The organism is Streptomyces pseudovenezuelae, from assembly GCF_001513955.1.
Classification (GTDB): domain Bacteria; phylum Actinomycetota; class Actinomycetes; order Streptomycetales; family Streptomycetaceae; genus Streptomyces; species Streptomyces pseudovenezuelae.
Window position 1 is genome coordinate 797,885 of the sequence record NZ_KQ948145.1, and the last position, 21,835, is coordinate 819,719.

General features: G+C 66.5%; 35 protein-coding genes. All 35 read right to left on the reverse strand.

Annotated elements, in window-relative coordinates:
- Positions 1-49: 49 nt before the first annotated feature.
- The gene (gene truA / locus AQI94_RS10925; protein WP_031038437.1) at positions 50-904 is read right to left on the reverse strand and encodes a tRNA pseudouridine(38-40) synthase TruA; all 855 of its coding nucleotides are present in this window, start codon (positions 902-904) and stop codon (positions 50-52) included.
- 142 nt (positions 905-1,046) lie between these two features.
- Positions 1,047-1,556, reverse strand: coding sequence for a 50S ribosomal protein L17 (gene rplQ, locus AQI94_RS10930; protein WP_031038434.1), 510 nt, complete (start codon positions 1,554-1,556; stop codon positions 1,047-1,049).
- An 86-nt stretch (positions 1,557-1,642) separates the two neighbouring features.
- Positions 1,643-2,665: a DNA-directed RNA polymerase subunit alpha gene (locus AQI94_RS10935; protein WP_003966937.1), complete on the reverse strand. Its 1,023-nt coding sequence runs from the start codon at positions 2,663-2,665 to the stop codon at positions 1,643-1,645.
- 143 nt (positions 2,666-2,808) lie between these two features.
- Positions 2,809-3,213 carry a 30S ribosomal protein S11 gene (gene rpsK / locus AQI94_RS10940; RefSeq protein WP_003956432.1) on the reverse strand — a complete coding sequence of 135 codons (405 nt, stop codon included), beginning with the start codon at positions 3,211-3,213 and terminating at the stop codon, positions 2,809-2,811.
- A gap of 70 nt (positions 3,214-3,283) precedes the next feature.
- Entirely contained in the window at positions 3,284-3,664 is a 381-nt protein-coding gene (gene rpsM / locus AQI94_RS10945; protein ID WP_007384083.1) for a 30S ribosomal protein S13, read from the reverse strand.
- Positions 3,665-3,850: 186 nt separating this feature from the next.
- Complete coding sequence (gene rpmJ / locus AQI94_RS10950; protein ID WP_003998809.1) at positions 3,851-3,964, reverse strand: 50S ribosomal protein L36; 114 nt, start codon at positions 3,962-3,964, stop codon at positions 3,851-3,853.
- A gap of 59 nt (positions 3,965-4,023) precedes the next feature.
- Positions 4,024-4,245 carry a translation initiation factor IF-1 gene (infA, locus tag AQI94_RS10955; protein WP_003948620.1) on the reverse strand — a complete coding sequence of 74 codons (222 nt, stop codon included), beginning with the start codon at positions 4,243-4,245 and terminating at the stop codon, positions 4,024-4,026.
- A 153-nt stretch (positions 4,246-4,398) separates the two neighbouring features.
- Positions 4,399-5,235: a type I methionyl aminopeptidase gene (gene map, locus AQI94_RS10960; RefSeq protein ID WP_007384082.1), complete on the reverse strand. Its 837-nt coding sequence runs from the start codon at positions 5,233-5,235 to the stop codon at positions 4,399-4,401.
- A 127-nt stretch (positions 5,236-5,362) separates the two neighbouring features.
- A complete protein-coding gene (locus AQI94_RS10965; protein ID WP_031038431.1) occupies positions 5,363-6,025 on the reverse strand; it encodes an adenylate kinase in 663 nt (220 codons plus the stop codon).
- A complete protein-coding gene (gene secY, locus AQI94_RS10970) occupies positions 6,025-7,338 on the reverse strand; it encodes a preprotein translocase subunit SecY (RefSeq protein ID WP_031038428.1) in 1,314 nt (437 codons plus the stop codon). Before secY ends, AQI94_RS10965 begins: the two co-directional genes overlap by 1 nt.
- 176 nt (positions 7,339-7,514) lie before the next feature.
- Complete coding sequence (gene rplO, locus AQI94_RS10975) at positions 7,515-7,970, reverse strand: 50S ribosomal protein L15 (RefSeq protein WP_003974249.1); 456 nt, start codon at positions 7,968-7,970, stop codon at positions 7,515-7,517.
- A gap of 2 nt (positions 7,971-7,972) precedes the next feature.
- Positions 7,973-8,155, reverse strand: coding sequence for a 50S ribosomal protein L30 (rpmD, locus tag AQI94_RS10980; RefSeq protein ID WP_005481207.1), 183 nt, complete (start codon positions 8,153-8,155; stop codon positions 7,973-7,975).
- A complete protein-coding gene (rpsE, locus tag AQI94_RS10985; protein ID WP_013001409.1) occupies positions 8,155-8,763 on the reverse strand; it encodes a 30S ribosomal protein S5 in 609 nt (202 codons plus the stop codon). The genes rpmD and rpsE overlap by 1 nt, the downstream gene beginning before the upstream one ends.
- Before the next feature lie 39 nt (positions 8,764-8,802).
- Positions 8,803-9,186 carry a 50S ribosomal protein L18 gene (gene rplR, locus AQI94_RS10990; RefSeq protein ID WP_007384077.1) on the reverse strand — a complete coding sequence of 128 codons (384 nt, stop codon included), beginning with the start codon at positions 9,184-9,186 and terminating at the stop codon, positions 8,803-8,805.
- Between the two features lie 3 nt (positions 9,187-9,189).
- Complete coding sequence (gene rplF / locus AQI94_RS10995) at positions 9,190-9,729, reverse strand: 50S ribosomal protein L6 (RefSeq protein WP_007384076.1); 540 nt, start codon at positions 9,727-9,729, stop codon at positions 9,190-9,192.
- 24 nt (positions 9,730-9,753) lie between these two features.
- The gene (rpsH, locus tag AQI94_RS11000; RefSeq protein ID WP_013001411.1) at positions 9,754-10,152 is read right to left on the reverse strand and encodes a 30S ribosomal protein S8; all 399 of its coding nucleotides are present in this window, start codon (positions 10,150-10,152) and stop codon (positions 9,754-9,756) included.
- 210 nt (positions 10,153-10,362) lie between these two features.
- A complete protein-coding gene (locus AQI94_RS11005) occupies positions 10,363-10,548 on the reverse strand; it encodes a type Z 30S ribosomal protein S14 (RefSeq protein WP_003948630.1) in 186 nt (61 codons plus the stop codon).
- A gap of 5 nt (positions 10,549-10,553) precedes the next feature.
- Positions 10,554-11,111: a 50S ribosomal protein L5 gene (gene rplE, locus AQI94_RS11010; protein ID WP_020135807.1), complete on the reverse strand. Its 558-nt coding sequence runs from the start codon at positions 11,109-11,111 to the stop codon at positions 10,554-10,556.
- Positions 11,111-11,434 (reverse strand): 50S ribosomal protein L24, encoded by a 324-nt coding sequence (gene rplX, locus AQI94_RS11015; protein ID WP_003992365.1) that lies wholly within the window; start codon positions 11,432-11,434, stop codon positions 11,111-11,113. Before rplX ends, rplE begins: the two co-directional genes overlap by 1 nt.
- A 2-nt stretch (positions 11,435-11,436) precedes the next feature.
- A complete protein-coding gene (rplN, locus tag AQI94_RS11020; protein WP_003998823.1) occupies positions 11,437-11,805 on the reverse strand; it encodes a 50S ribosomal protein L14 in 369 nt (122 codons plus the stop codon).
- 128 nt (positions 11,806-11,933) lie between these two features.
- Positions 11,934-12,221 (reverse strand): 30S ribosomal protein S17, encoded by a 288-nt coding sequence (gene rpsQ, locus AQI94_RS11025; RefSeq protein WP_007384073.1) that lies wholly within the window; start codon positions 12,219-12,221, stop codon positions 11,934-11,936.
- Positions 12,221-12,445 (reverse strand): 50S ribosomal protein L29, encoded by a 225-nt coding sequence (gene rpmC, locus AQI94_RS11030; RefSeq protein ID WP_005481220.1) that lies wholly within the window; start codon positions 12,443-12,445, stop codon positions 12,221-12,223. Before rpmC ends, rpsQ begins: the two co-directional genes overlap by 1 nt.
- Positions 12,445-12,864 carry a 50S ribosomal protein L16 gene (gene rplP, locus AQI94_RS11035; protein ID WP_004927269.1) on the reverse strand — a complete coding sequence of 140 codons (420 nt, stop codon included), beginning with the start codon at positions 12,862-12,864 and terminating at the stop codon, positions 12,445-12,447. Before rplP ends, rpmC begins: the two co-directional genes overlap by 1 nt.
- 5 nt (positions 12,865-12,869) lie before the next feature.
- Positions 12,870-13,697, reverse strand: coding sequence for a 30S ribosomal protein S3 (gene rpsC / locus AQI94_RS11040; protein ID WP_062229705.1), 828 nt, complete (start codon positions 13,695-13,697; stop codon positions 12,870-12,872).
- Entirely contained in the window at positions 13,697-14,044 is a 348-nt protein-coding gene (gene rplV, locus AQI94_RS11045) for a 50S ribosomal protein L22 (RefSeq protein ID WP_030619142.1), read from the reverse strand. The genes rpsC and rplV overlap by 1 nt, the downstream gene beginning before the upstream one ends.
- Before the next feature lie 44 nt (positions 14,045-14,088).
- Positions 14,089-14,370: a 30S ribosomal protein S19 gene (gene rpsS, locus AQI94_RS11050; RefSeq protein ID WP_007384069.1), complete on the reverse strand. Its 282-nt coding sequence runs from the start codon at positions 14,368-14,370 to the stop codon at positions 14,089-14,091.
- 12 nt (positions 14,371-14,382) lie between these two features.
- Positions 14,383-15,219: a 50S ribosomal protein L2 gene (rplB, locus tag AQI94_RS11055; RefSeq protein ID WP_030039757.1), complete on the reverse strand. Its 837-nt coding sequence runs from the start codon at positions 15,217-15,219 to the stop codon at positions 14,383-14,385.
- 38 nt (positions 15,220-15,257) lie between these two features.
- Positions 15,258-15,677 carry a 50S ribosomal protein L23 gene (gene rplW, locus AQI94_RS11060; RefSeq protein ID WP_031040143.1) on the reverse strand — a complete coding sequence of 140 codons (420 nt, stop codon included), beginning with the start codon at positions 15,675-15,677 and terminating at the stop codon, positions 15,258-15,260.
- Entirely contained in the window at positions 15,677-16,333 is a 657-nt protein-coding gene (rplD, locus tag AQI94_RS11065; protein WP_031040145.1) for a 50S ribosomal protein L4, read from the reverse strand. Before rplD ends, rplW begins: the two co-directional genes overlap by 1 nt.
- 5 nt (positions 16,334-16,338) lie before the next feature.
- Positions 16,339-16,983, reverse strand: a complete 645-nt coding sequence (gene rplC, locus AQI94_RS11070; RefSeq protein WP_007384065.1) for a 50S ribosomal protein L3 — start codon at positions 16,981-16,983, stop codon at positions 16,339-16,341.
- 17 nt (positions 16,984-17,000) lie between these two features.
- Positions 17,001-17,309, reverse strand: coding sequence for a 30S ribosomal protein S10 (gene rpsJ, locus AQI94_RS11075; RefSeq protein WP_003948644.1), 309 nt, complete (start codon positions 17,307-17,309; stop codon positions 17,001-17,003).
- Positions 17,310-17,822: 513 nt separating this feature from the next.
- Positions 17,823-18,653, reverse strand: coding sequence for a hypothetical protein (locus AQI94_RS11080; protein WP_031040147.1), 831 nt, complete (start codon positions 18,651-18,653; stop codon positions 17,823-17,825).
- 72 nt (positions 18,654-18,725) lie between these two features.
- Complete coding sequence (locus AQI94_RS11085; protein WP_031040150.1) at positions 18,726-19,028, reverse strand: hypothetical protein; 303 nt, start codon at positions 19,026-19,028, stop codon at positions 18,726-18,728.
- A gap of 74 nt (positions 19,029-19,102) precedes the next feature.
- The gene (locus AQI94_RS11090) at positions 19,103-20,305 is read right to left on the reverse strand and encodes an acyltransferase family protein (RefSeq protein WP_078902650.1); all 1,203 of its coding nucleotides are present in this window, start codon (positions 20,303-20,305) and stop codon (positions 19,103-19,105) included.
- A gap of 286 nt (positions 20,306-20,591) precedes the next feature.
- On the reverse strand, positions 20,592-21,785 hold the full coding sequence (tuf, locus tag AQI94_RS11095; protein ID WP_007384061.1) for an elongation factor Tu: 1,194 nt from the start codon (positions 21,783-21,785) through the stop codon (positions 20,592-20,594).
- Positions 21,786-21,835 lie beyond the last annotated feature (50 nt).

Here is a 21,835-nt window from a genome sequence, read left to right on the forward strand (position 1 = left end):
CTGAGACCGGCTGAACAGCCCCGCCTCCGGTCCCTCGTCCGCGGCCGGTTCAGGACCCGGCCGCCGGCAACGACCGCCTGTTCCGCGCCTGCTTGTTCCGCGCCGCCAGCAACTCGTCCGCCGGGTACCCGACCTCCTCCAGCGTCAGCCCGTGCGGCCGTACGACATGGACCGCGCTGTCCCGGACACCCGCGTCCAGCACCTTCCGCGGCCACTCCGCGCCCCGGTGCCCGTCCCCCACGAACAGCAGTGCGCCGACCATGGACCGCACCTGGTTGTGGCAGAAGGCGTCGGCCCGGACCTCGATCTCCACGACCCCGTCCGGCCGCCGCCGCACCCCGAAGTCGAGGATCTCGCGGATCGTCGTCGCTCCCTCACGCTTCTTCGCGTAGGCCGCGAAGTCATGCTCCCCGACGAGCGACTTGGCGGCGGCGTCCATGACGGCGACGTCCAACTCCCAGTCGTGCCACAGCACATGGTTGCGCAGCAGGGGATCCACGCCACCGGGCCGGTCCCCCACCCGGTAGACGTACCGGCGCCACAGAGCGGCGAACCGCGCGTTGAACCCCTCCGCCGCCTCGGTGAGCCGCCACACCCGCACATCCTTCGGCAACCGCCCCGCCAGCCGCTTCAGCAGCTTCTCGCGATGCTCCTCCCACAGCGCCTCGGGCAGGTCCACATGCGCCACCTGCCCCCGCGCGTGCACCCCGGCATCGGTCCGTCCGGCCACGGTCAGCTCGTACGTCACGTCCTTCGACCGCGTGACCGTGCGCAGCGCGTCCTCGATCTCGCCCTGCACGGTCCGCCGGCCGCCGGCCTGCTTGGCCCATCCTGAGAAGTCGGTTCCGTCGTAGGACAGGTCGAGGCGGACACGGACATGGCCGGGCTGCACTTCGTCACTCACTCGTAGATCCTCTCACCCACACAAAAGCGGGCCCGCTCCTCGAAAGGAACGGACCCGCAAACGCCCCTTCAGGGGCGCGGGGAACTGCGCGACAAGCCACGGCGAAAGCCGCACCCGCCAACGGACAGCACCCCGCAGACGCTTACGCGTCCTTCGACTCCTCGGCCGGAGCCTCGGTGTCGTCGGCCTTGGCCGTGTCGACCTTGGTCTCCTCGGCGGCCGGAGCAGCCTCGGCGTCCTTGGCGGCACGCTTGGTGGCGGCCTCGGCCTCACCCGTCGCCTGCTGCGCGACCGTCAGCGCCTCGACCAGCTCGATGACAGCCATGGGCGCGTTGTCGCCACGACGGTTACCGATCTTGGTGATGCGGGTGTAGCCACCGGGACGGTTCTCGTAGCGCGGGCCGATCTCGGTGAAGAGCGTGTGCACGATGCTCTTGTCCGTGATCACCTGGAGCACCTGACGGCGGTTGTGAAGGTCGCCCTTCTTCGCCTTGGTGACCAGACGCTCGGCGTAGGGACGCAGCTTGCGCGCCTTCGCCTCGGTGGTGGTGATACGGCCGTGCTCGAAGAGGCTCTTCGCGAGGTTCGCGAGGAGCAGCTTCTCGTGCGCGGCGCTGCCGCCCATACGGGCACCCTTGGTGGGCTTCGGCATTTTCTATCTCCTGTGTGTCTGCCCCGGCCGTATCAGGTACCGGGGTCAGGAACCCGATGAGCGGATGCTCACCGGCAAACGACCGATCAGTACTGCTCGGTCTCCACGAAACCCGCGTCCGCGTCGTCGTCGGCGCCGAAGGCGTCGGCAGCGGCCGTGGGGTCGAATCCGGGCGGGCTGTCCTTCAGGGCCAGGCCCATGCCGGCCAGCTTCGCCTTGACCTCGTCGATGGACTTCGCACCGAAGTTGCGGATGTCCAGGAGGTCGGCCTCGGAGCGGGCGACGAGCTCACCCACGGAGTGGATGCCCTCACGCTTGAGGCAGTTGTACGACCGAACGGTGAGCTCCAGCTCCTCGATCGGCAGGGCGAGATCAGCGGCAAGGGCGGCGTCCGTCGGGGACGGGCCCATGTCGATGCCCTCGGCGTCGATGTTCAGCTCGCGGGCCAGACCGAACAGCTCGACCAGGGTCTTACCGGCCGACGCCATGGCGTCACGCGGACGCATGGCCTGCTTGGTCTCGACGTCGACGATCAGCTTGTCGAAGTCGGTGCGCTGCTCGACACGGGTCGCCTCGACCTTGTACGTGACCTTGAGCACGGGGCTGTAGATGGAGTCGACCGGGATACGGCCGATCTCCTGGCCCACCTGCTTGTTCTGCACGGCGGAGACGTAACCGCGGCCACGCTCGACCGTGAGCTCCATCTCCAGCTTGCCCTTGCCGTTGAGCGTGGCGAGGACGAGGTCGGGGTTGTGCACCTCGACACCGGCCGGGGGCGCGATGTCGGCGGCGGTGACCAGACCCGGGCCCTGCTTGCGCAGGTACATCACGACCGGCTCGTCGTGCTCCGAGGAGACGACCAGCTGCTTGATGTTGAGGATCAGGTCGGTGACGTCCTCCTTGACGCCCGGCACGGTGGTGAACTCGTGCAGGACACCGTCGATGCGGATGCTGGTGACAGCGGCACCGGGGATCGACGACAGGAGGGTACGGCGGAGGGAGTTGCCGAGGGTGTAACCGAAGCCCGGCTCCAGCGGCTCGATCACGAACCGGGAGCGGAATTCGTCGACGACCTCTTCGGTCAGTGACGGACGCTGAGCGATCAGCATGTGTGGATCAGATCCTTCTTTCGTGGACGCCCGCTATTTGACGCCCGACGGACCCGCACCGGCGAAAGTGCGGGGTACTGCAAGGGTACGGGCGGCACCGCCCCGAAGAGCCGTACCGCCCGCAACCTCAAGACAACCTGGCCTCAGACGCGACGGCGCTTGGGCGGACGGCAGCCGTTGTGCGGGGTGGGGGTGACGTCCTGGATCGAGCCGACCTCGAGGCCGGTGGCCTGGAGGGAGCGGATCGCGGTCTCACGGCCGGAGCCGGGACCCTTGACGAAGACGTCCACCTTGCGCATGCCGTGCTCCTGCGCGCGGCGGGCGGCCGACTCGGCGGCCATCTGCGCGGCGAAGGGGGTGGACTTGCGCGAGCCCTTGAAGCCGACGTGGCCGGCGGAGGCCCAGGAGATCACGTTGCCCGAGGGGTCCGTGATCGAGACGATCGTGTTGTTGAACGTGCTCTTGATGTGGGCGTGCCCGTGAGCGACGTTCTTCTTTTCCTTGCGGCGCACCTTCTTGGCAGCGCCCTGACGACCCTTGGGGGGCATCTACAAACTCCTACGGGGAGGTGGTCGGTCCTACAGCGAAGACCGCTGATGAAGCGTTGTCCGCTGAGGACTACTTCTTGCCCGGCTTCTTCTTGCCGGCGATGGCGCGACGCGGGCCCTTGCGGGTACGAGCGTTCGTGCTGGTGCGCTGACCACGGACGGGCAGTCCACGACGGTGACGCAGACCCTGGTAGCAGCCGATCTCGACCTTGCGGCGGATGTCGGCCTGGACCTCACGGCGGAGGTCACCCTCGGTCTTGAGGTTGTTGTCGACGTACTCACGAATCGCGACGAGCTCCTCCTCGGAGAGGTCGCGAACGCGGGTGTTCGGGTTGATGCCGGTCTCGGCCAGCGTCAGCTGCGAAAGGGTCCGGCCGATGCCGAACACATAGGTCAGGGCGACCTCCACGCGCTTGTCGCGCGGGATGTCAACACCGGAAACGCGTGCCATTCAATGGCTCCTGGTGATCTTCGGAGGTCTTCCGCAGAACCGGTTCCCAGCCGCCGTACCAGGTACGAACTGGGTCCCCGGCCTCCGAACCGGGGGTGTCAGACGAAGGACGTCTGGGCTCTGCGTATGAACAAATTCAGCTTGCGTCGCGCGAATCCCTGCGAGAGCAGAGGGTTCGGTCCTGCGTCAGCCCTGGCGCTGCTTGTGGCGCGGGTTCTCGCAAATGACCATGACCCGACCGTGACGGCGGATCACCCTGCACTTGTCGCAGATCTTCTTGACGCTCGGCTTGACCTTCATGGGATTGAGGTTCTCCGGGTCAGTGCCACCACCCCGCCGCAGCGGGATGCGGGCAAGATCTACTTGTACCGGTAGACGATCCGGCCACGTGTCAGGTCGTACGGAGACAACTCCACCACGACCCGGTCGTCAGGGAGGATACGGATGTAGTGCATCCGCATCTTGCCGCTGATGTGTGCCAGGACCTGGTGGCCGTTCTGGAGCTCGACCTTGAACATGGCGTTCGGAAGAGACTCGACGACAGTGCCCTCGATCTCGATGGCACCTTGCTTCTTGGCCACGCTTCGCCCTTCGAATCGACTACCTTGATCGACTCTCCTGCGTTTCCCCTGGGGGCGCATGCGGACATGCGGGTGCACGAGAGCCGACGAGTCAGTCTACGTCAGGGCTCACCGAAACACGAATCGAGGAAGGATGCCCCAGAAGGTAGATCATTAAGCGAGCGGGTCGGGCGCGGCGGTGATCCCGTGCTCCGCGAGCTTCGCCCGGCCGCCGTCGGGAGCGGTCAGAACCAGCGGCCCCTCGTCCGTCAGCGCCACCGAGTGCTCCCAGTGCGAGGACCACGTGCCGTCCGTCGTGATGACCGTCCAGTCGTCCGACAGGACCTCCGTCCGCGGGGTGCCCAGGGACACCATCGGCTCGATCGCCAGGCAGAACCCGGTGACCAGCTTCGGCCCCTTCCCCCGGCGCCGGTCGACGTAGTTCAGCAGGTGCGGGTCCATGTGCATCTCGGTGCCGATGCCGTGACCGCCGTAGTCCTCGATGATCCCGTAGCGGCCGCCGCCCGGCTTCGGCTGGCGGCGGATGTACGTCTCGATGGCCCGGGAGACGTCGACGAGCCGGTTGCCCTGCTTCATGGCCGCGATGCCGGCCCACATGGACTCCTCGGTCACCCGGGAGAGCTCCAGCAGCTCCGGAGCGTGGCCCGAGCCCACGAAGGCCGTGTAGGCCGCGTCCCCGTGCCAGCCGTCGATGATCGCGCCGCAGTCGATGGAGATGATGTCGCCGTCCTTGAGGACGACCTCGTCGGACGGGATGCCGTGGACGACGACCTCGTTCACGGAGGTGCAGATCGTCGCCGGGAAACCGCCGTACCCCAGGAAGTTCGGCTTCGCGTCGTGCTCCGCGAGGACCTTTCGCGCGACCTGGTCGAGATCCCTGGTCGTGGCCCCGGGCACCGCGGCCTCTCGGGTCGCCGCGTGGATGGCGGCGACGACCAGCCCCGCCTCGCGCATCTTGGCGATCTGCTCGGGGGTCTTGATCTGCACCATGCGGCGGAAGCCTTTCTGAAACCGGGAGAACCTGGCAGGGGACGGGTGCCTTCAACGATACGTGCACCCACACAGCAGCCGCGGCCCCCTCGGAAGGGAACCGCGGCTGTCGTACTCGGAAAAACCGCTACGCGGCGTCGCCCTCGTGCTGGAGGGCCTCCATGGCGCGGCCGGTGACGTCCTCCACCTTGCCGAGCGCCGAGATCGTGACCACCAGGCCCTGGGCCTTGTAGTAGTCGATGATCGGCTCGGTCTGGGTGTGGTAGACCTCCAGGCGCTTGCGGACCGTCTCCTCGGAGTCGTCGTCGCGCTGGTACAGCTCGCCGCCGCAGACGTCACAGACGCCGTCCTGCTTCGGCGCCTTGTACGACACGTGGAAGACGTGCGCCGAGTCGTTGCGGCAGATGCGGCGGCCGGCGATGCGCTTGACGACCTCCTCCTCGGGGACCTCGAGGTCCAGCACCGCGTCCAGCTTCATGCCCTCGGTCTGCAGCATCTCGTCGAGCGACTCGGCCTGCGAGACATTGCGCGGGAAACCGTCGAGCAGGAAGCCGTTCTCGGCGTCCGGCTGCTCCATGCGGTCCTTGGCCATCCCGATGGTGACCTCGTCCGGGACCAGGTTGCCCGCGTCCATGTAGGACTTCGCGAGTTTGCCGAGGTCCGTCTGCCGGCTGATGTTGGCGCGGAACAGGTCGCCCGTGGAGATGTGCGGGATCGACAGGTTCGAGGCGAGGAACGCGGCCTGCGTTCCCTTACCGGCGCCCGGCGGCCCGACGAGGACGATACGCATCAGCGGAGGAACCCTTCGTAATTGCGCTGCTGGAGCTGGCTCTCGATCTGCTTCACCGTCTCGAGACCCACACCCACGATGATCAGGATGCTTGTCCCGCCGAAGGGGAAGTTCTGGCTTGCCCCGAAGCCGACCAACGCCATCGTTGGCACAAGAGCGATCAGACCCAAGTACAGCGAACCCGGCCAGGTGATCCGGTTGAGTACGTAGGAGAGGTACTCAGCGGTCGGTCGGCCAGCCCGGATGCCCGGGATGAAGCCACCATACTTCTTCATGTTGTCGGCGACTTCCTCGGGGTTGAAGGAGATCGCCACGTAGAAGAACGCGAAGAAAACGATGAGCAAGAAGTACATGCTGATGTAGATCGGGTGGTCGCCCTTGGTGAGGTTGGCCTCGATCCAGGTCTTCCAGCTCGACGTACCGCTCGAGAACTGCGCCACCAGCGCCGGGATGTACAGCAGCGACGACGCGAAGATGACGGGAATCACACCGGCCTGGTTGACCTTCAGCGGGATGTACGTCGACGTACCGCCGTAGGACCGACGGCCGATCATGCGCTTCGCGTACTGCACCGGGATACGGCGCTGGGCCTGCTCGACGAAGACCACGAGACCGACCATGACCAGGCCGACCGCGATGACGGTGCCGAACTCGATCCAGCCGCCGGCCAGGGTGCCCTGCTTCTTGATGGCCCACAGGGCGGACGGGAAGGTGGCGGCGATCGAGATGAACATCAGGATCGACATGCCGTTGCCGATGCCGCGGTCGGTGATGAGCTCACCGAGCCACATGACGACGGCCGTACCGGCGGTCATCGTGATGACCATGACGATCGTGGTGAAGATCGCGCGGTCCGGGACGATGCTCGACGCGACCGTGCAGCCCGAGAAGAGGGCGCCGCTGCGGGCGGTGGCCACCAGGCCCGTGCCCTGCAGGATGGCGAGCGCCACCGTGAGGTAACGGGTGTACTGCGTGATCTTCGCCGTACCGGCCTGCCCCTCCTTCTTGAGGGCTTCCAGGCGCGGGATGACGACGGTGAGCAGCTGAAGAATGATGCTCGCCGTGATGTACGGCATGATGCCGAGCGCGAAGATCGTGATCTGCAGCAGCGCGCCACCGCTGAACATGTTGACCAGACCGAAGAGTCCCTGGTTGCCGGACGCCTGGTCCACACACTCCTGGACGGACTTGTAGTTGACGCCAGGGATCGGGACGTGGGTACCCACGCGGTACACCACGATGATGGCGAGCGTAAAGAGCAGCTTCTTGCGCAGGTCGGGCGTCCTGAACGCCCGGGCGAACGCGGTGAGCACGGTGCCTCCTGCGACCCCCGCGCTACTGCGTCAAGGGTGACGGTCTTGAGGTTCGACGAATATGTGGGAAAGCAGTGCAGGCCACCTTACCCGGGCCGCCGCCTGCCGTGGAACGACCAACCGGGGATACCTCGTTGTGAGGTATCCCCGGTGGGTACTGCTTCAGGTCATCGCACTCAGACGAGCTCGGTGACCGTGCCGCCGGCGGCGGTGATCTTCTCCTTGGCGGAGCCGGAGACGGCGTCGACCGTCACCTGCAGCGCCACCGAGATCTCGCCCTGGCCGAGGACCTTGACGAGGCTGTTCTTGCGAACGGCACCCTTGGCCACCAGACCCTCGACGGTGACCTCGCCACCCTCGGGGTAGAGCGCGGCCAGCTTGTCGAGGTTCACGACCTGGAACTCGGTCTTGAACGGGTTCTTGAAGCCCTTCAGCTTCGGAAGACGCATGTGGAGGGGCATCTGGCCACCCTCGAAGCGCTCCGGAACCTGGTAACGGGCCTTCGTACCCTTGGTACCACGACCGGCCGTCTTACCCTTCGACGCCTCACCACGACCCACACGGGTCTTGGCGGTCTTGGCGCCCGGGGCGGGACGGAGGTTGTGGATCTTGAGCGGGTTGTTCTCCGCCATGATCAGTCGACCTCCTCGACCGTCACGAGGTGGCGGACGGTGTGCACCATGCCGCGGAACTCGGGACGATCCTCCTTGACGACCTGCGTGTTGATGCCCTTGAGACCAAGGGAGCGCAGGGTGTCACGGTGGTTCTGCTTGCTGCCGATGTACGACTTCGTCTGCGTGATCTTGAGCTGAGCCATTACGCAGCACCAGCCCCGGCACGCGCACGCAGCAGGGCCGCGGGAGCGACGTCCTCGAGGGGCAGACCACGGCGAGCCGCGATCTCCTCGGGACGCTGCAGACCCTTCAGGGCCTCCACGGTCGCGTGCACGATGTTGATCGCGTTCGACGAACCGAGCGACTTCGACAGGATGTCGTGAACGCCGGCGCACTCGAGCACGGCACGCACCGGGCCACCGGCGATAACGCCGGTACCGGGGGACGCCGGCTTGAGCAGGACGACGCCCGCCGCCTTCTCACCCGTGATCGGGTGCGGGATGGTGCCCTGGATACGGGGGACCTTGAAGAAGTGCTTCTTGGCCTCCTCAACACCCTTGGCGATGGCGGCCGGCACCTCCTTGGCCTTGCCGTAACCGACACCCACGGTGCCGTCACCGTCGCCCACTACGACGAGCGCAGTGAAGCTGAAGCGACGACCACCCTTCACAACCTTGGCGACGCGGTTGATCGCGACAACGCGCTCAACGTACGCGGTCTTCTCGGCGGCAGCAGCGCCGCCGTCACGGCCCTTCCGGTCCCGCCGCTCGCCGCCACCGGCACCGCCACCGCGGCGCTGGGGTCCAGCCATTGGAATTACCTCTCTCTTTTTCCGCTAGCTACGAACGGCTCAGAACTTCAAGCCGGCTTCGCGGGCGGCGTCCGCCAGGGCGGCGATGCGCCCGGCGTACTGGTTGCCACCACGGTCGAATACGACAGCCTCGACACCGGCGGCCTTGGCGCGCTCGGCGACCAGGGCGCCGACCTGCTTGGCCTGCGCGGACTTGTCGCCCTCGCCACCGCGGACCGTGGTGTCCAGGGTGGACGCCGACGCCAGGGTGTGACCCTTGATGTCGTCGATCACCTGGGCCACGATGTGGCGGTTGGAGCGGGTAACGACCAGACGGGGACGCTCCGCCGTACCGGAGATGTTCTTCCGGATCCGGATGTGACGGCGCTTGATCGCGGCGCGCTTGTAGGCGTCGCCCTTCAGGATCTTCTGTCCGTATGCCATGGCTTACTTACCCGCCTTTCCGACCTTGCGGCGGATGACTTCGCCCTCGTACTTGACGCCCTTGGCCTTGTACGGGTCAGGCTTGCGCAGCTTGCGGATGTTGGCCGCAACCTCGCCGACCTTCTGCTTGTCGATGCCCTCGACCGAGAACCGGGTGGGGGCCTCCACCTTGAAGGTGATGCCCTCGGGGGCCTCGACGGTGATCGGGTGGCTGTAGCCGAGAGCGAACTCGAGGTTCGAACCCTTGGCCTGCACGCGGTAACCGACACCGCTGATCTCGAGCTTCTTCACGTAACCCTGGGTCACGCCGGTGATCATGTTCGCCACCAGCGTGCGGGACAGGCCGTGCAGGGCCTTGTTCTGACGCTCGTCGTTGGGGCGGGTGACGTTGAGAACGCCGTCCTCACCCTTGGCGATGTCGATCGGCGCAGCGACGGTGTGCGAGAGGGTGCCCTTGGGGCCCTTCACCGACACCGTACGGCCGTCGATGGTGACGTCCACGCCGGCGGGAACCGTGATGGGGAGCTTGCCAATACGCGACATAGCTGTTTCCTCCGTTCCCTTCCGCTACCAGACGTAGGCGAGAACTTCTCCGCCTACGCCCTTCTTGCCGGCCTGCTTGTCGGTGAGGAGCCCGTGCGACGTGGAGATGATCGCCACGCCGAGGCCGCCCAGCACCTTCGGCAGGGAGGTGGACTTCGCGTAAACCCGGAGACCGGGCTTGGAGATCCGCTTGATGCCCGCAATGGAGCGCTCACGGTTCGGGCCGAACTTCAGCTCGAGAACGAGGTTCTTGCCGACCTCGGCGTCCTCGACCTTCCAGCCCGTGATGAAGCCCTCCTGCTGGAGGATCTCCGCGATGTGAGACTTGATCTTGGACGCCGGCATCGTCACAGAGTCGTGGTACGCCGAGTTCGCGTTCCGCAGACGCGTAAGCATGTCTGCGATCGGATCAGTCATGGTCATGAATTGGCCTTCGGCCTCTCTCGCCGGGGTTTCCAGGTGCCCATCCCTCTCCTCGATCCGAGACGAGGCGGGTGCGGTGCGGTGGACCTACGGCGTAGTAAGTCGTATGGGCGTCCAGGCGCCCAACCCTCCTAGCCTAAGCCATGAAGGGGTGGGCACCTGACCGAGCCCTTTACTTACCGAGAGCTTCGGAATCCCTGAAAAGCGGGATTACCAGGAGCTCTTGGTCACGCCCGGCAGCTCGCCACGGTGAGCCATCTCACGAAGGCACACGCGGCACAGGCCGAACTTGCGGTACACGGAGTGCGGACGGCCGCAGCGCTGGCAGCGCGTGTAGCCACGTACACCGAACTTGGGCTTGCGAGCAGCCTTGGCAATCAGAGCCTTCTTCGCCATCTCGCTCACGCCTCCTTGAAGGGGAAGCCGAGGTGACGAAGGAGCGCGCGGCCCTCAGCGTCGTTGGTCGCCGTGGTCACCACGGTGATGTCCATGCCCCGGGTACGGTCGATCTTGTCCTGGTCGATCTCGTGGAACATGACCTGCTCGGTGAGACCGAAGGTGTAGTTGCCACGGCCGTCGAACTGCTTGGGGGACAGACCACGGAAGTCGCGGATGCGCGGCAGCGCGAGCGACAGGGTGCGGTCCAGGAACTCCCACATGCGGTCGCCACGAAGCGTGACGTGGGCACCGATCGGCTGGCCCTCACGCAGCTTGAACTGCGCGATGGACTTACGGGCCTTGGTGACGGCCGGCTTCTGACCGGTGATCGTGGTGAGGTCGCGGATGGCGCCCTCGATCAGCTTGGAGTCGCGGGCGGCGTCGCCCACACCCATGTTGACCACGATCTTGACGAGGCCGGGGATCTGCATGACGTTCTCGTACTTGAACTCGTCACGCAGCTTGCCCGCGATCTCCTCGCGGTACTTCGTCTTGAGACGCGGAGTCGTGGTGGTAGCCATCAGATGTCCTCACCCGTCCGCTTGGCAACGCGGATCTTGTTGCCCTCGTCGTCGAAGCGGTAACCGACACGCGTGACGACCTTGTTGCCGTCCTTCTCAACGACCAGCTGGACGTTGGAGACGTGGATCGGCGCCTCGGTCGTGACGATGCCACCGGCCTGCGAACCGCGAGCGGTCGGGCCGGCCTTGGTGTGCTTCTTGACCCGGTTGACACCCTCGACCAGGACGCGGTCCTCGCGGGGGAAGGCCGCGATGACCTTGCCCTGCTTGCCCTTGTCCTTACCGGTGATGACCTGGACCAGGTCGCCCTTCTTGATCTTCATGCTTACAGCACCTCCGGCGCGAGCGAGATGATCTTCATGAACTTCTTCTCGCGCAGCTCACGGCCGACGGGGCCGAAGATACGGGTGCCGCGAGGGTCGCCGTCGTTCTTCAGAATGACGGCGGCGTTCTCGTCGAAGCGGATGTACGAGCCGTCCGGACGGCGGCGCTCCTTGACGGTGCGAACGATGACCGCCTTGACGACGTCACCCTTCTTCACGTTGCCACCGGGGATCGCGTCCTTGACGGTGGCGACGATGACGTCACCGATGCCCGCGTAGCGGCGACCGGAGCCACCGAGCACACGGATGCAAAGGATCTCCTTCGCACCAGTGTTGTCGGCGACACGCAGTCGCGACTCCTGCTGGATCACGTCTATCTCCTGTTTGTCTGCCGGTTCCCGGCAGGGGCCTCAGTACGAGCGCCCCTGCCGAGCCTGGCGGAACTGACCTGCGGGGTTGGCCGCAGGCGCATCTTTTGGAATTCCCTTGCGGGAATTGCCTACTTGGCCTTCTCGAGGATCTCGACGACGCGCCAGCGCTTGGTCGCCGACAGCGGGCGGGTCTCCGCGAGGAGGACCCGGTCGCCGACGCCGGCAGCGTTCTGCTCGTCGTGCGCCTTGAGCTTGTTGGTACGGCGGATGACCTTGCCGTACAGCGCGTGCTTGACGCGGTCCTCGACGGCGACGACGACGGTCTTGTCCATCTTGTCGCTGACGACGAGACCCTCACGGGTCTTGCGGAAGCCGCGGGCCTCTGCAGTCTGCTCAGTCACGTTGCTCTCACTCATCAGGCGCTCTCCACCGTCTCGATGCCCAGCTCGCGCTCACGCATCAGGGTGTAGATCCGCGCGATGTCCTTACGGACGGCCTTGAGCCGACCGTGGTTCTCGAGCTGACCCGTCGCCGCCTGGAAGCGGAGGTTGAACAGCTCTTCCTTGGCTTCGCGGAGCTTGTTCAGCAGCTCCTCGTCACCCAGTTCGCGCAGCTCGGACGCCTTGGTACCGGCCGACATCACGCTTCACCTGCCTCGCGCTTGACGATCCGGCACTTCATCGGCAGCTTGTGAGCGGCGCGAGTCAGGGCCTCACGGGCGATCTTCTCGTTGGGGTAGGACAGCTCGAACATGACCCGGCCCGGGTGCACGTTCGCGATCCACCACTCGGGAGAACCCTTACCGGAACCCATGCGGGTCTCGGCAGGCTTCTTCGTGAGCGGGCGGTCCGGGTAGATGTTGATCCAGACCTTGCCACCACGCTTGATGTGGCGGGTCATCGCGATACGGGCCGCCTCGATCTGGCGGTTGGTCACGTACGCCGGCGTGAGGGCCTGAATGCCGTACTCGCCGAACGCGACCGTCGTACCGCCCTTGGCCTGACCACGGCGCTTCGGGTGGTGCTGCTTGCGGTGCTTGACCCTACGGGGGATCAGCATGTCGGTCAGGCCTCCGTTCCGGTGCTCTCAGCCGGAGCGGCGGCGGGAGCCTCGGCCTTGGGGGCCTCGGCGCCGGCAGCCTGCTGCGGCTTGCGACCGCGCCGCTCGCCACCGCCACGGCCACCACGGGCCGGGCGGTCGGCGCCGCCACCGCGAGCCGGGCGGTTACCCGCACGGGCGGCAGCGTTCTCGGCGCGGACCTCGGCGATGTTCTTGACGTCGCCCTTGTAGATCCAGACCTTCACACCGATGCGGCCGAAGGTCGTCTTGGCCTCGAAGAAGCCGTAGTCCACGTTCGCGCGGAGCGTGTGCAGGGGCACGCGGCCCTCGCGGTAGAACTCCGAGCGGGACATCTCGGCGCCGCCGAGGCGGCCACCGCACTGGATCTTGATGCCCTTGGCGCCGGCCTTCATCGCCGACTGCATGCTCTTACGCATGGCGCGACGGAAGGAGACGCGGGAGGAGAGCTGCTCGGCGACGGCCTGGGCAACCAGCTGAGCGTCGGTCTCGGGGTTCTTGACCTCGAGGATGTTCAGCTGGACCTGCTTGCCCGTGAGCTTCTCGAGGTCACCGCGGATGCGGTCGGCCTCGGCGCCACGGCGGCCGATGACGATGCCCGGACGAGCGGTGTGGATGTCCACACGCACACGGTCACGGGTGCGCTCGATCTCCACCTTCGAGATGCCGGCGCGCTCCATGCCGGACGTCATCATCCGACGGATGGCGACGTCTTCCTTGACGTAGTCCTTGTACAGCTTGTCGGCGTACCAACGCGACTTGAAGTCGGTCGTGACACCGAGCCGGAACCCGTGCGGGTTTACCTTCTGGCCCATTACCGGGTTCCTTCCTTGCTGCTGACGACCACGGTGATGTGGCTGGTCCGCTTGCGGATCCGGTAGGCACGGCCCTGGGCGCGCGGCCGGAACCGCTTCAGGGTCGGACCCTCGTCGACGTACGCCTCGGAGATGACGAGGCTGTCGGCGTCGGTGTGGTCGTAGTTGTGCGCGGCGTTGGCGATGGCGCTGTCCAGCACCTTGCCGACGGGCACTGAGGCTGCCTGCGGAGCGAATCGCAGAACAGCCTGAGCCTCCGTGGCGTCCATGCCACGGATAAGGTCCACCACGCGGCGGGCCTTCATGGGCGTAACGCGGATGTACCGCGCCTGGGCCCTGGCTTCCATGGTTGTCCCTCTCAGTTACTTACGTGTCTGAATGCGATCCGCGTTTAGCGGCGCTTCGACTTCCGGTCGTCCTTGACGTGACCCCGGAAGGTGCGCGTCGGCGAGAACTCGCCGAGCTTGTGGCCGACCATCGACTCGGTGACGAACACCGGGATGTGGGTCTTGCCGTTGTGCACCGCGATCGTGTGGCCGAGCATGGCCGGGACGATCATCGAGCGACGGGACCAGGTCTTGATGACGTTCTTGGAACCGGCTTCGTTCTGGGCGTCCACCTTCTTGATCAGGTGGTCGTCGACGAAGGGCCCCTTCTTGAGACTCCGCGGCATCTAAACCCGCTCCTAGCGCTTCTTGTTCGTCTTGCGGCGGCGGACGATGTACTTGTTCGAAGCCTTCTTCGGCGAACGAGTACGACCCTCCTTCTGACCCCAGGGGCTGACCGGGTGGCGACCACCGGAGGTCTTGCCCTCACCACCACCGTGGGGGTGGTCAACCGGGTTCATCGCCACACCGCGAACGGTCGGGCGGACGCCCAGCCAGCGCTTGCGGCCGGCCTTACCCCAGTTGATGTTGCTCTGCTCGGCGTTGCCGACCTCGCCGACCGTGGCGCGGCAGCGCTGGTCGACCAGGCGGATCTCACCGGAGGGCATACGAAGGTGGGCCATGGTGCCCTCCTTCGCCAGCAGCTGCACGGAGGCACCGGCGGAGCGGGCGAACTTGGCGCCGCCACCGGGACGGATCTCGATCGCGTGGATCGTGGTACCGACCGGGATGTTGCGGAGCGCCAGGTTGTTGCCCGGCTTGATGTCGGCCCCGGGACCGTTCTCGACGCGGTCACCCTGCTGCAGATTGCGCGGGGCGAGGATGTAGCGCTTCTCGCCGTCCGCGTAGTGCAGCAGCGCGATGCGCGCGGTGCGGTTGGGGTCGTACTCGATGTGCGCGACCTTCGCCGGCACGCCGTCCTTGTCGTGACGACGGAAGTCGATCACTCGGTAGGCGCGCTTGTGTCCGCCACCCTGGTGGCGAACGGTCACACGACCGGCGTTGTTACGGCCGCCCTTGCTGTGCAGCGGGCGGACCAGCGACTTCTCCGGCGTGGACCGCGTGACCTCGACGAAGTCGGCGACGCTGGAGCCACGACGGCCCGGCGTAGTCGGCTTGTACTTGCGGATTCCCATTTCTCAGTCCTCGTCCGATATCGGACGATCCGACCCGCTTACGCGGACGGACCGCCGAAGATGTCGATACGGTCGCCCTCGGCAAGGGTCACGATCGCGCGCTTGCTGTCGGCACGCTTGCCGAAGCCGGTGCGGGTCCGCTTGCGCTTGCCCTGGCGGTTGATCGTGTTCACCCCGGTGACCTTGACCGAGAAGACCGCCTGGACGGCCTGCTTGATCTGGGTCTTGTTGGCGCCGGGAGCCACGATGAACGTGTACTTGCCCTCGTCGAGAAGCGCGTAGCTCTTCTCGGACACGACCGGCTTCAGCAGGACGTCACGGGGGTCCGTGAAGGCCTTGCTCGCCGGCGTGACGACGGTGTTCTTGCCCTCGGCGGCGTGGCGGCGCGCCTTGGCGACGCGCGCGGCCTTGGCGGCCTTCGCAGCCTTGGAGGCGATGCTCGGGTGACGCGTAGCCATCAGGCCTCGCTCCCTTCGGTGTCGTTGGCCTTCGGGCCGGACACGAAGGACTCGAAGGCGGCCTGGGTGAAGACCACGTCGTCCGAGACGAGAACGTCGTACGTGTTCAGCTGGCCCGGCTCCAGGATGTGAACCTGGGGCAGGTTGCGGGCGGACAGCCACGCGGCCTCGTCGGCACGGTCGATGACGAGCAGCAGGTTCTTGCGCTCGCTGATCTTGCCGAAGAGCGTCTTCGCGGCCTTCGTCGAAGGCGACTCGCCCTCGATGAGGCCGGAGACGACGTGGATGCGGTTGTTGCGGGCCCGGTCGGTGAGGGCGTGGCGCAGAGCCGCGGCCTTCATCTTCTTCGGGGTCCGCTGCGAGTAGTCACGCGGCGTGGGGCCGTGGACGACGCCACCGCCGGCGAACTGCGGCGCACGGGTCGAACCCTGACGGGCGCGGCCGGTGCCCTTCTGGCGGTAGGGCTTCTTGCCGCCACCGCGGACCTCGCCACGACGCTTGACCTTGTGCGTGCCCTGACGGGCGGCGGCCAGCTGTGCGACGACGACCTGGTGAAGCAGCGGGATGCTGATCTTCTCTACGTCGAAGATCTCGGCCGGGAGCTCAACGGTCCCGGCGGTGTCGCCGGAGGGCGACAGAATGTCAATGGTGCTCATAGTCCTCAGGCCCCCTTGGCCGCGGTGCGGACCAGGACGAGGCCGCCGTTCGGACCAGGAACCGCGCCCTTGATGAGGAGCAGGCCCTTCTCCGCGTCAACGGCGTGAACGGTCAGGTTCTGGGTGGTGACCCGCTCGTTGCCCATGCGACCCGCCATGCGGAGGCCCTTGAACACGCGGCCCGGGGTGGCACAGCCACCGATGGAACCGGGAGAGCGGTGCTTGCGCTGGGTGCCGTGACCGGCGCCGAGGCCCTTGAAGTTGTGACGCTTCATGACACCGGCGAAGCCCTTGCCCTTGCTCTTGCCGGTCACGTCGACCTTGATGCCGGCCTCGAACACCTCGGCGGTGATCTCCTGGCCGAGGGTGTACTCGCTGGCGTCAGCGGTACGGATCTCGACGAGGTGGCGGCGGGGAGTGACGTCGGCCTTGGCGAAGTGGCCCTTGAGGGGCTTGTTCACCTTGCGCGGGTCGATCTCGCCGAACGCGATCTGGACGGACTCGTAGCCGTCGGCGTCGTTCGTGCGGACCTGGGTCACGACATTCGGGCCGGCCTTGACGACGGTGACCGGAACAACACGGTTGTTCTCGTCCCACACCTGCGTCATGCCGAGCTTCTCGCCCAGGATGCCCTTGATCTGCTTAGCCATTCTCAGATCACCGGCCTTCAGAGCTTGATCTCGATGTCGACACCGGCCGGGAGGTCGAGTCGCATCAGAGAGTCAACGGTCTTGGGGGTCGGGTCGAGAATGTCGATCAGGCGCTTGTGCGTGCGCATCTCGAAGTGCTCGCGCGAGTCCTTGTACTTGTGCGGCGACTTGATGACGCAGTACACGTTCTTCTCAGTGGGCAGCGGCACCGGGCCCGCGACCGACGCACCAGTGCGCGTCACCGTCTCGACGATCTTCTTCGCCGAGGAGTCGATGACCTCGTGGTCGTAGGCCTTGAGCCGGATGCGGATCTTCTGTCCCGCCATGGCTACTCGTTAGTCCTGTCTCTCTACAGCTCTGGAACCCGGTGTTCCCTTGACTTCCACCGACCCACGCGGTCGGGTGTGTCGCACCCTCACTGACACAGATGTCCCTTGTCCGAACATCTTTTGCCTGAGAAAGAGGTTCACCGGGTGCCTGGCCGGCGCCGCACTGACACTTCCCGAAAGATTCCCGTACGTCCGCCCCAGCGCTGCCTTACGGCAGTTAGGGCGACGAGTACTGTGGGACTCGCTTCCGGTCCTCCCGGCGGGAGGCGCGCAGCATCAACACTCGACCGAGCAACCCCGCTAGTCTGCCATACGGGGCAGGGGCCTGGCCAATCGAGCCGGAGACAATACCCCGAGAGTGACGCAGGTCAAACACATTGCCGCTTAGGCCGACGTGACGGAGCCCCTCGGGGCCGTTCTTCCACCCCGGTGGACGTCGTTCGGCCGCCACCCGGACACGGGTCTCCCCACCGCTCGGCGGGGAGACCGCGGGTGAAGCAGAGCCCCTGGTCAGCGCACGTCCACGTGGTCCCCACCACTGGTCGTCGCCCCGGTCGTGTCGTTGCCCCCGTACGCCCACCGCCATGTCCCGTCCTTCGAGGCGGTGACCGTGGTCTTCAGGGCGCCGGTGCTGCTCGTCGTGACCTTCTTGACCGTGACGAAGGAGCTGGTGCCCGTCGCGCGGAACTGGAGGGTGACCGAACGGCCGCCGTAGCCGCCGTACTTCTTGGTCGCCCAGTCCGCCCGGGTGAGCCTGCCGGTGACGGTGATCTGCTTGCCCTTGACGACCGGCTCGGGTGAGGCGTTCACGGTGACCTTCGCCACCCGCTTCAGCTGGACGGTCAGGGACCGGGTCTCGCGCTCGTGGCCCGCGAGGTTGCCGTTGGCCTTGAACAGGAGCAGGGAGACGCCGGTCTTCCAGGTGGTGGCGTCGGCGTTGGAGTCGACCTCGTCGTGACTCCGGTCGGGGTCGATGTAGAGGGACCCCTCACAGTCGGCCTTCTTGTCGCTCTGCTCGTAGCAGGTGTAGCCACCGGGGCCTATGTAGTTCTCGAAGTCGGCGTCCAGGTCCTGCGACAGGCGCCCCCGGTACAGGAAGGGGTCCGCGCTGTACCGGAACGGGTCGCTCGTGCTGTACCCGGACGGCAGGGTGATCTTGAAGGTGAGGGACGGCTCCACCACCTTCGAGGTGCCGACCACGATCGGCTTGCCCTTGTTGATCACGATGTCGGACACCTTGATCCCGGTGTCCTGGGCGTGGGCCGCCGGGGCGTTCAGGAGGGTGAGGGCGAGGGCCCCCACGAGCGCGGCCCCGGTGGCCGTACGTCTGCCAGTGGTCATTACCACCTCTTTCGTGGCGCGGAAAAGGAGGAGGCAGACTATCCCATGACCTGCACATGACTTTCACTTGGCCTATGGCCAGACGACCAGGGCCGTGAACACGGCGTACACGCACGCCACCAGGACCGGTGCCGCCAGCGCGAACCCCACCCGGCGGCACGTGCTGCACCGCTCCCACGGCAGGGCCCAGCTGGCCGCGAGCAGGAACAGGGCGAGACCCAACCCGCCGAGCAGCACCGGGAAGGCGATGCCGAAGCTCGACTCGAATCCGGCGAAGTAGACGAGCACACAGGCGGGCAGGGTCAGGAGCGTCGAGAGCAGCGGGGCGACCCAGGCACCGGTCGCGCGGTCGTCGTCGAGCGTGAGGTCCGGCATGGGTTCATTCCAGCGGCCGGGGCGAGTCGTCGCATGAGCGTTCGTACTCAGAACTCGCGGTCGCCGTACGGAAGTCAGCCGCCCGCGTTCCGCAGCCGCGCGAACGACGTGTCCAGCCCCCGCTTCAGCAGCCGCGCCACCGGCCGTTCCACGAACCGGTGGACCAGCCAGCTCAGCAGCATGAAGCCGGCGATGACGGAGGCGATCAGGAGACGGGCGTCCATGGTGTCGCGCAGGCGGTTGATGAGGACCGTGCCCGCCGCGTAGTGCATCAGGTACAGCGGATACGTCAGCGCGCCGGCCGTCACCAGCCACTTCCAGCGGACCCGGTCCGTCGCGCCCAGGGCGACGGCGACCATGACGAGCAGGAACACGGTGAAGATGGCCACGCTCCCCCGCCACCCCGACACATGCTCGACCTCGTCGATCCGGAGGCCCAGTTCGCGCTGTCCCATCAGCCAGGCCATCGCCAGGATGCCCCACAGCAGCAGGTCCTGGCCGAAGCGGTGCATCAGGTAGAGGGCGAGGCCCGCGATGAAGTACCAGGCGCCCTCGGGGTTGGCGACCAGTTCCAGCAGGGGGAGCTTCGAGATCGGGGCCAGCATGGCCGCGGCGCCCCACACACAGCAGAAGACGACGACCTTGCGGTAGGTCAGCCCGCTCCACACGACGACCAGGAAGAGGAGGTAAAAGCGGAGCTCCGACCACAGGGTCCAGTAGACGCCGTCGACGTTCATGACGCCCGAACCGGACTGCAGCATCGTGAAGTTGAGGAGGACGTCGCGGGTGCGCAGGCGGTCCCACACGCCCGGCAGGGCCACCAGGACGGCCGTGGTGAAGACGATGGCGAACCAGTACGCCGGGTACAGCCGGATCACCCGGGACGTGAAGAACTGCCGGGGGGTACGGCCCCAGCAGGACATGCAGATCACGAAGCCGCTGATCACGAAGAAGATCTCGACGCCGATCCAGCCGTAGGAGGCGAACCGGAAGACCGTCGGCATGATGTCGGAGACCGGGCGGTCCCAGATGCGGTTGCCCGGTTGGTCGACGCGGTTCGTGCCGGCGTAGTGGTGCATGGCGACCATGAGGGCGGCGAGGAGCCGGATGCCGTCGACGGCGTACAGCCGGCGGCCCGCGCGGTCGCGTACGACGGCGTGCCGGGCGGTGCGGGCGGGCCGTCCCGGCGGGGCGGGCACGCTGAGGGGCGGAAGGGGCTGCTGCAGGCCGCTGACGACCCGTCGCGGTATCGACCTTCTGCTCTCCGCGTCCTGCATCGACACCTGCGGGTCCGTCCGTCCTCATGAGGGAGTCCCGGGCCGGGGGTGGCCACCGGACGCCTCAGGCTACGACCCTCACAACCGCCCCACAGTGGCCAGACAGGAACATTCGGGGCGGCCTCGGCGGACAGTTGGCCGAAGCCTCGGAAAGACGTCCCGCGGAGTTCGCCCACTCTTCACCCGCTCCGCGGGCAACCCCCACGAAGGCGAAGGGGCCCGTACGACCGAAGTCGTACGGGCCCCTTCAGAGACCTACGGGTCTCGGAGACCTGTCAGGTCAAGATCAGGCGGTGATCTTGGTGACCTGGCCGGCGCCGACCGTCCGGCCACCCTCACGGATGGCGAACTTCAGGCCCTCTTCCATGGCGACGGGCTGGATGAGCTCCACCTTCATCTCGGTGTTGTCACCCGGCATGACCATCTCGGTGCCCTCGGGGAGGGTCACGACGCCGGTCACGTCCGTCGTACGGAAGTAGAACTGCGGACGGTAGTTGTTGAAGAACGGCGTGTGGCGGCCACCCTCGTCCTTGGACAGGATGTAGGCCTGGGCCTCGAACTGGGTGTGCGGCGTGACCGAACCCGGCTTGATGATGACCTGGCCGCGCTCGACGTCCTCGCGCTTGATGCCGCGGAGGAGCAGACCGACGTTCTCACCGGCCTGGCCCTCGTCGAGCAGCTTGCGGAACATCTCGATGCCGGTGACCGTGGTGGTGGTCTTCTCGGTCTTGATGCCGATGATGTCGACGGTCTCGTTGACCTTGAGGACACCACGCTCGATACGACCGGTGACGACGGTGCCACGACCGGTGATCGTGAAGACGTCCTCGATCGGCATCAGGAACGGCTTGTCGACGTCACGCTCGGGCTGCGGGATCGCCTCGTCGACGGCGGCCATCAGGTCCAGGACCGACTGGCCCCACTCCTTGTCGCCCTCGAGCGCCTTGAGCGCCGAGACCTTGACGACCGGAACGTCGTCGCCCGGGAACTCGTACTCGGAGAGGAGCTCACGCACCTCGAGCTCGACGAGCTCCAGGATCTCCTCGTCGTCCACCATGTCGGCCTTGTTCAGGGCGACGACGATGTAGGGAACGCCGACCTGGCGGGCCAGGAGCACGTGCTCCTTGGTCTGCGGCATCGGGCCGTCGGTGGCGGCGACCACGAGGATGGCGCCGTCCATCTGCGCCGCACCCGTGATCATGTTCTTGATGTAGTCCGCGTGACCGGGGCAGTCGACGTGGGCGTAGTGACGCGTCTCGGTCTGGTACTCGACGTGCGCGATCGAGATGGTGATACCGCGCTGGCGCTCCTCGGGAGCCTTGTCGATCTGGTCGAAGGCCGAGGCCTCGTTCAGGTCCGGGTACGCGTCGTGCAGCACCTTGGTAATGGCGGCCGTAAGGGTCGTCTTACCGTGGTCGATGTGACCGATGGTGCCGATGTTGACGTGGGGCTTAGTCCGCTCGAACTTCGCCTTCGCCACGGGGTCCTCCTGTGGAGTGGTTCTGAACGCCTTGCTTCATCGGCGCCAGG

Excerpts from the sequence above, each read along its gene's own strand:
- rplQ (WP_031038434.1), bottom strand. The coding sequence starts at position 1,556 with ATGCCGAAGCCCACCAAGGGTGCCCGTATGGGCGGCAGCGCCGCGCAC.
- AQI94_RS10935 (WP_003966937.1), bottom strand. The coding sequence starts at position 2,665 with ATGCTGATCGCTCAGCGTCCGTCACTGACCGAAGAGGTCGTCGACGAA.
- rpsK (WP_003956432.1), bottom strand. The coding sequence starts at position 3,213 with ATGCCCCCCAAGGGTCGTCAGGGCGCTGCCAAGAAGGTGCGCCGCAAG.
- rpsM (WP_007384083.1), bottom strand. The coding sequence starts at position 3,664 with ATGGCACGCGTTTCCGGTGTTGACATCCCGCGCGACAAGCGCGTGGAG.
- rpmJ (WP_003998809.1), bottom strand. The coding sequence starts at position 3,964 with ATGAAGGTCAAGCCGAGCGTCAAGAAGATCTGCGACAAGTGCAGGGTG.
- map (WP_007384082.1), bottom strand. The coding sequence starts at position 5,235 with ATGGTGCAGATCAAGACCCCCGAGCAGATCGCCAAGATGCGCGAGGCG.
- AQI94_RS10965 (WP_031038431.1), bottom strand. The coding sequence starts at position 6,025 with ATGCGTATCGTCCTCGTCGGGCCGCCGGGCGCCGGTAAGGGAACGCAG.
- rplO (WP_003974249.1), bottom strand. The coding sequence starts at position 7,970 with ATGGCGGAGAACAACCCGCTCAAGATCCACAACCTCCGTCCCGCCCCG.
- rpmD (WP_005481207.1), bottom strand. The coding sequence starts at position 8,155 with ATGGCTCAGCTCAAGATCACGCAGACGAAGTCGTACATCGGCAGCAAG.
- rpsE (WP_013001409.1), bottom strand. The coding sequence starts at position 8,763 with ATGGCTGGACCCCAGCGCCGCGGTGGCGGTGCCGGTGGCGGCGAGCGG.
- rplR (WP_007384077.1), bottom strand. The coding sequence starts at position 9,186 with ATGGCATACGGACAGAAGATCCTGAAGGGCGACGCCTACAAGCGCGCC.
- rplF (WP_007384076.1), bottom strand. The coding sequence starts at position 9,729 with ATGTCGCGTATTGGCAAGCTCCCCATCACGGTTCCCGCCGGCGTGGAC.
- rpsH (WP_013001411.1), bottom strand. The coding sequence starts at position 10,152 with ATGACCATGACTGATCCGATCGCAGACATGCTTACGCGTCTGCGGAAC.
- AQI94_RS11005 (WP_003948630.1), bottom strand. The coding sequence starts at position 10,548 with ATGGCGAAGAAGGCTCTGATTGCCAAGGCTGCTCGCAAGCCCAAGTTC.
- rplE (WP_020135807.1), bottom strand. The coding sequence starts at position 11,111 with ATGGCTACCACCACGACTCCGCGTCTCAAGACGAAGTACCGCGAGGAG.
- rplX (WP_003992365.1), bottom strand. The coding sequence starts at position 11,434 with ATGAAGATCAAGAAGGGCGACCTGGTCCAGGTCATCACCGGTAAGGAC.
- rpsQ (WP_007384073.1), bottom strand. The coding sequence starts at position 12,221 with ATGAGTGAGAGCAACGTGACTGAGCAGACTGCAGAGGCCCGCGGCTTC.
- rpmC (WP_005481220.1), bottom strand. The coding sequence starts at position 12,445 with ATGTCGGCCGGTACCAAGGCGTCCGAGCTGCGCGAACTGGGTGACGAG.
- rplP (WP_004927269.1), bottom strand. The coding sequence starts at position 12,864 with ATGCTGATCCCCCGTAGGGTCAAGCACCGCAAGCAGCACCACCCGAAG.
- rpsC (WP_062229705.1), bottom strand. The coding sequence starts at position 13,697 with ATGGGCCAGAAGGTAAACCCGCACGGGTTCCGGCTCGGTGTCACGACC.
- rplV (WP_030619142.1), bottom strand. The coding sequence starts at position 14,044 with ATGGAAGCCAGGGCCCAGGCGCGGTACATCCGCGTTACGCCCATGAAG.
- rpsS (WP_007384069.1), bottom strand. The coding sequence starts at position 14,370 with ATGCCGCGGAGTCTCAAGAAGGGGCCCTTCGTCGACGACCACCTGATC.
- rplB (WP_030039757.1), bottom strand. The coding sequence starts at position 15,219 with ATGGGAATCCGCAAGTACAAGCCGACTACGCCGGGCCGTCGTGGCTCC.
- rplW (WP_031040143.1), bottom strand. The coding sequence starts at position 15,677 with ATGGCTACGCGTCACCCGAGCATCGCCTCCAAGGCTGCGAAGGCCGCC.
- rplD (WP_031040145.1), bottom strand. The coding sequence starts at position 16,333 with ATGAGCACCATTGACATTCTGTCGCCCTCCGGCGACACCGCCGGGACC.
- rplC (WP_007384065.1), bottom strand. The coding sequence starts at position 16,983 with ATGGCTAAGCAGATCAAGGGCATCCTGGGCGAGAAGCTCGGCATGACG.
- rpsJ (WP_003948644.1), bottom strand. The coding sequence starts at position 17,309 with ATGGCGGGACAGAAGATCCGCATCCGGCTCAAGGCCTACGACCACGAG.
- AQI94_RS11080 (WP_031040147.1), bottom strand. The coding sequence starts at position 18,653 with ATGACCACTGGCAGACGTACGGCCACCGGGGCCGCGCTCGTGGGGGCC.
- AQI94_RS11085 (WP_031040150.1), bottom strand. The coding sequence starts at position 19,028 with ATGCCGGACCTCACGCTCGACGACGACCGCGCGACCGGTGCCTGGGTC.
- AQI94_RS11090 (WP_078902650.1), bottom strand. The coding sequence starts at position 20,305 with ATGCAGGACGCGGAGAGCAGAAGGTCGATACCGCGACGGGTCGTCAGC.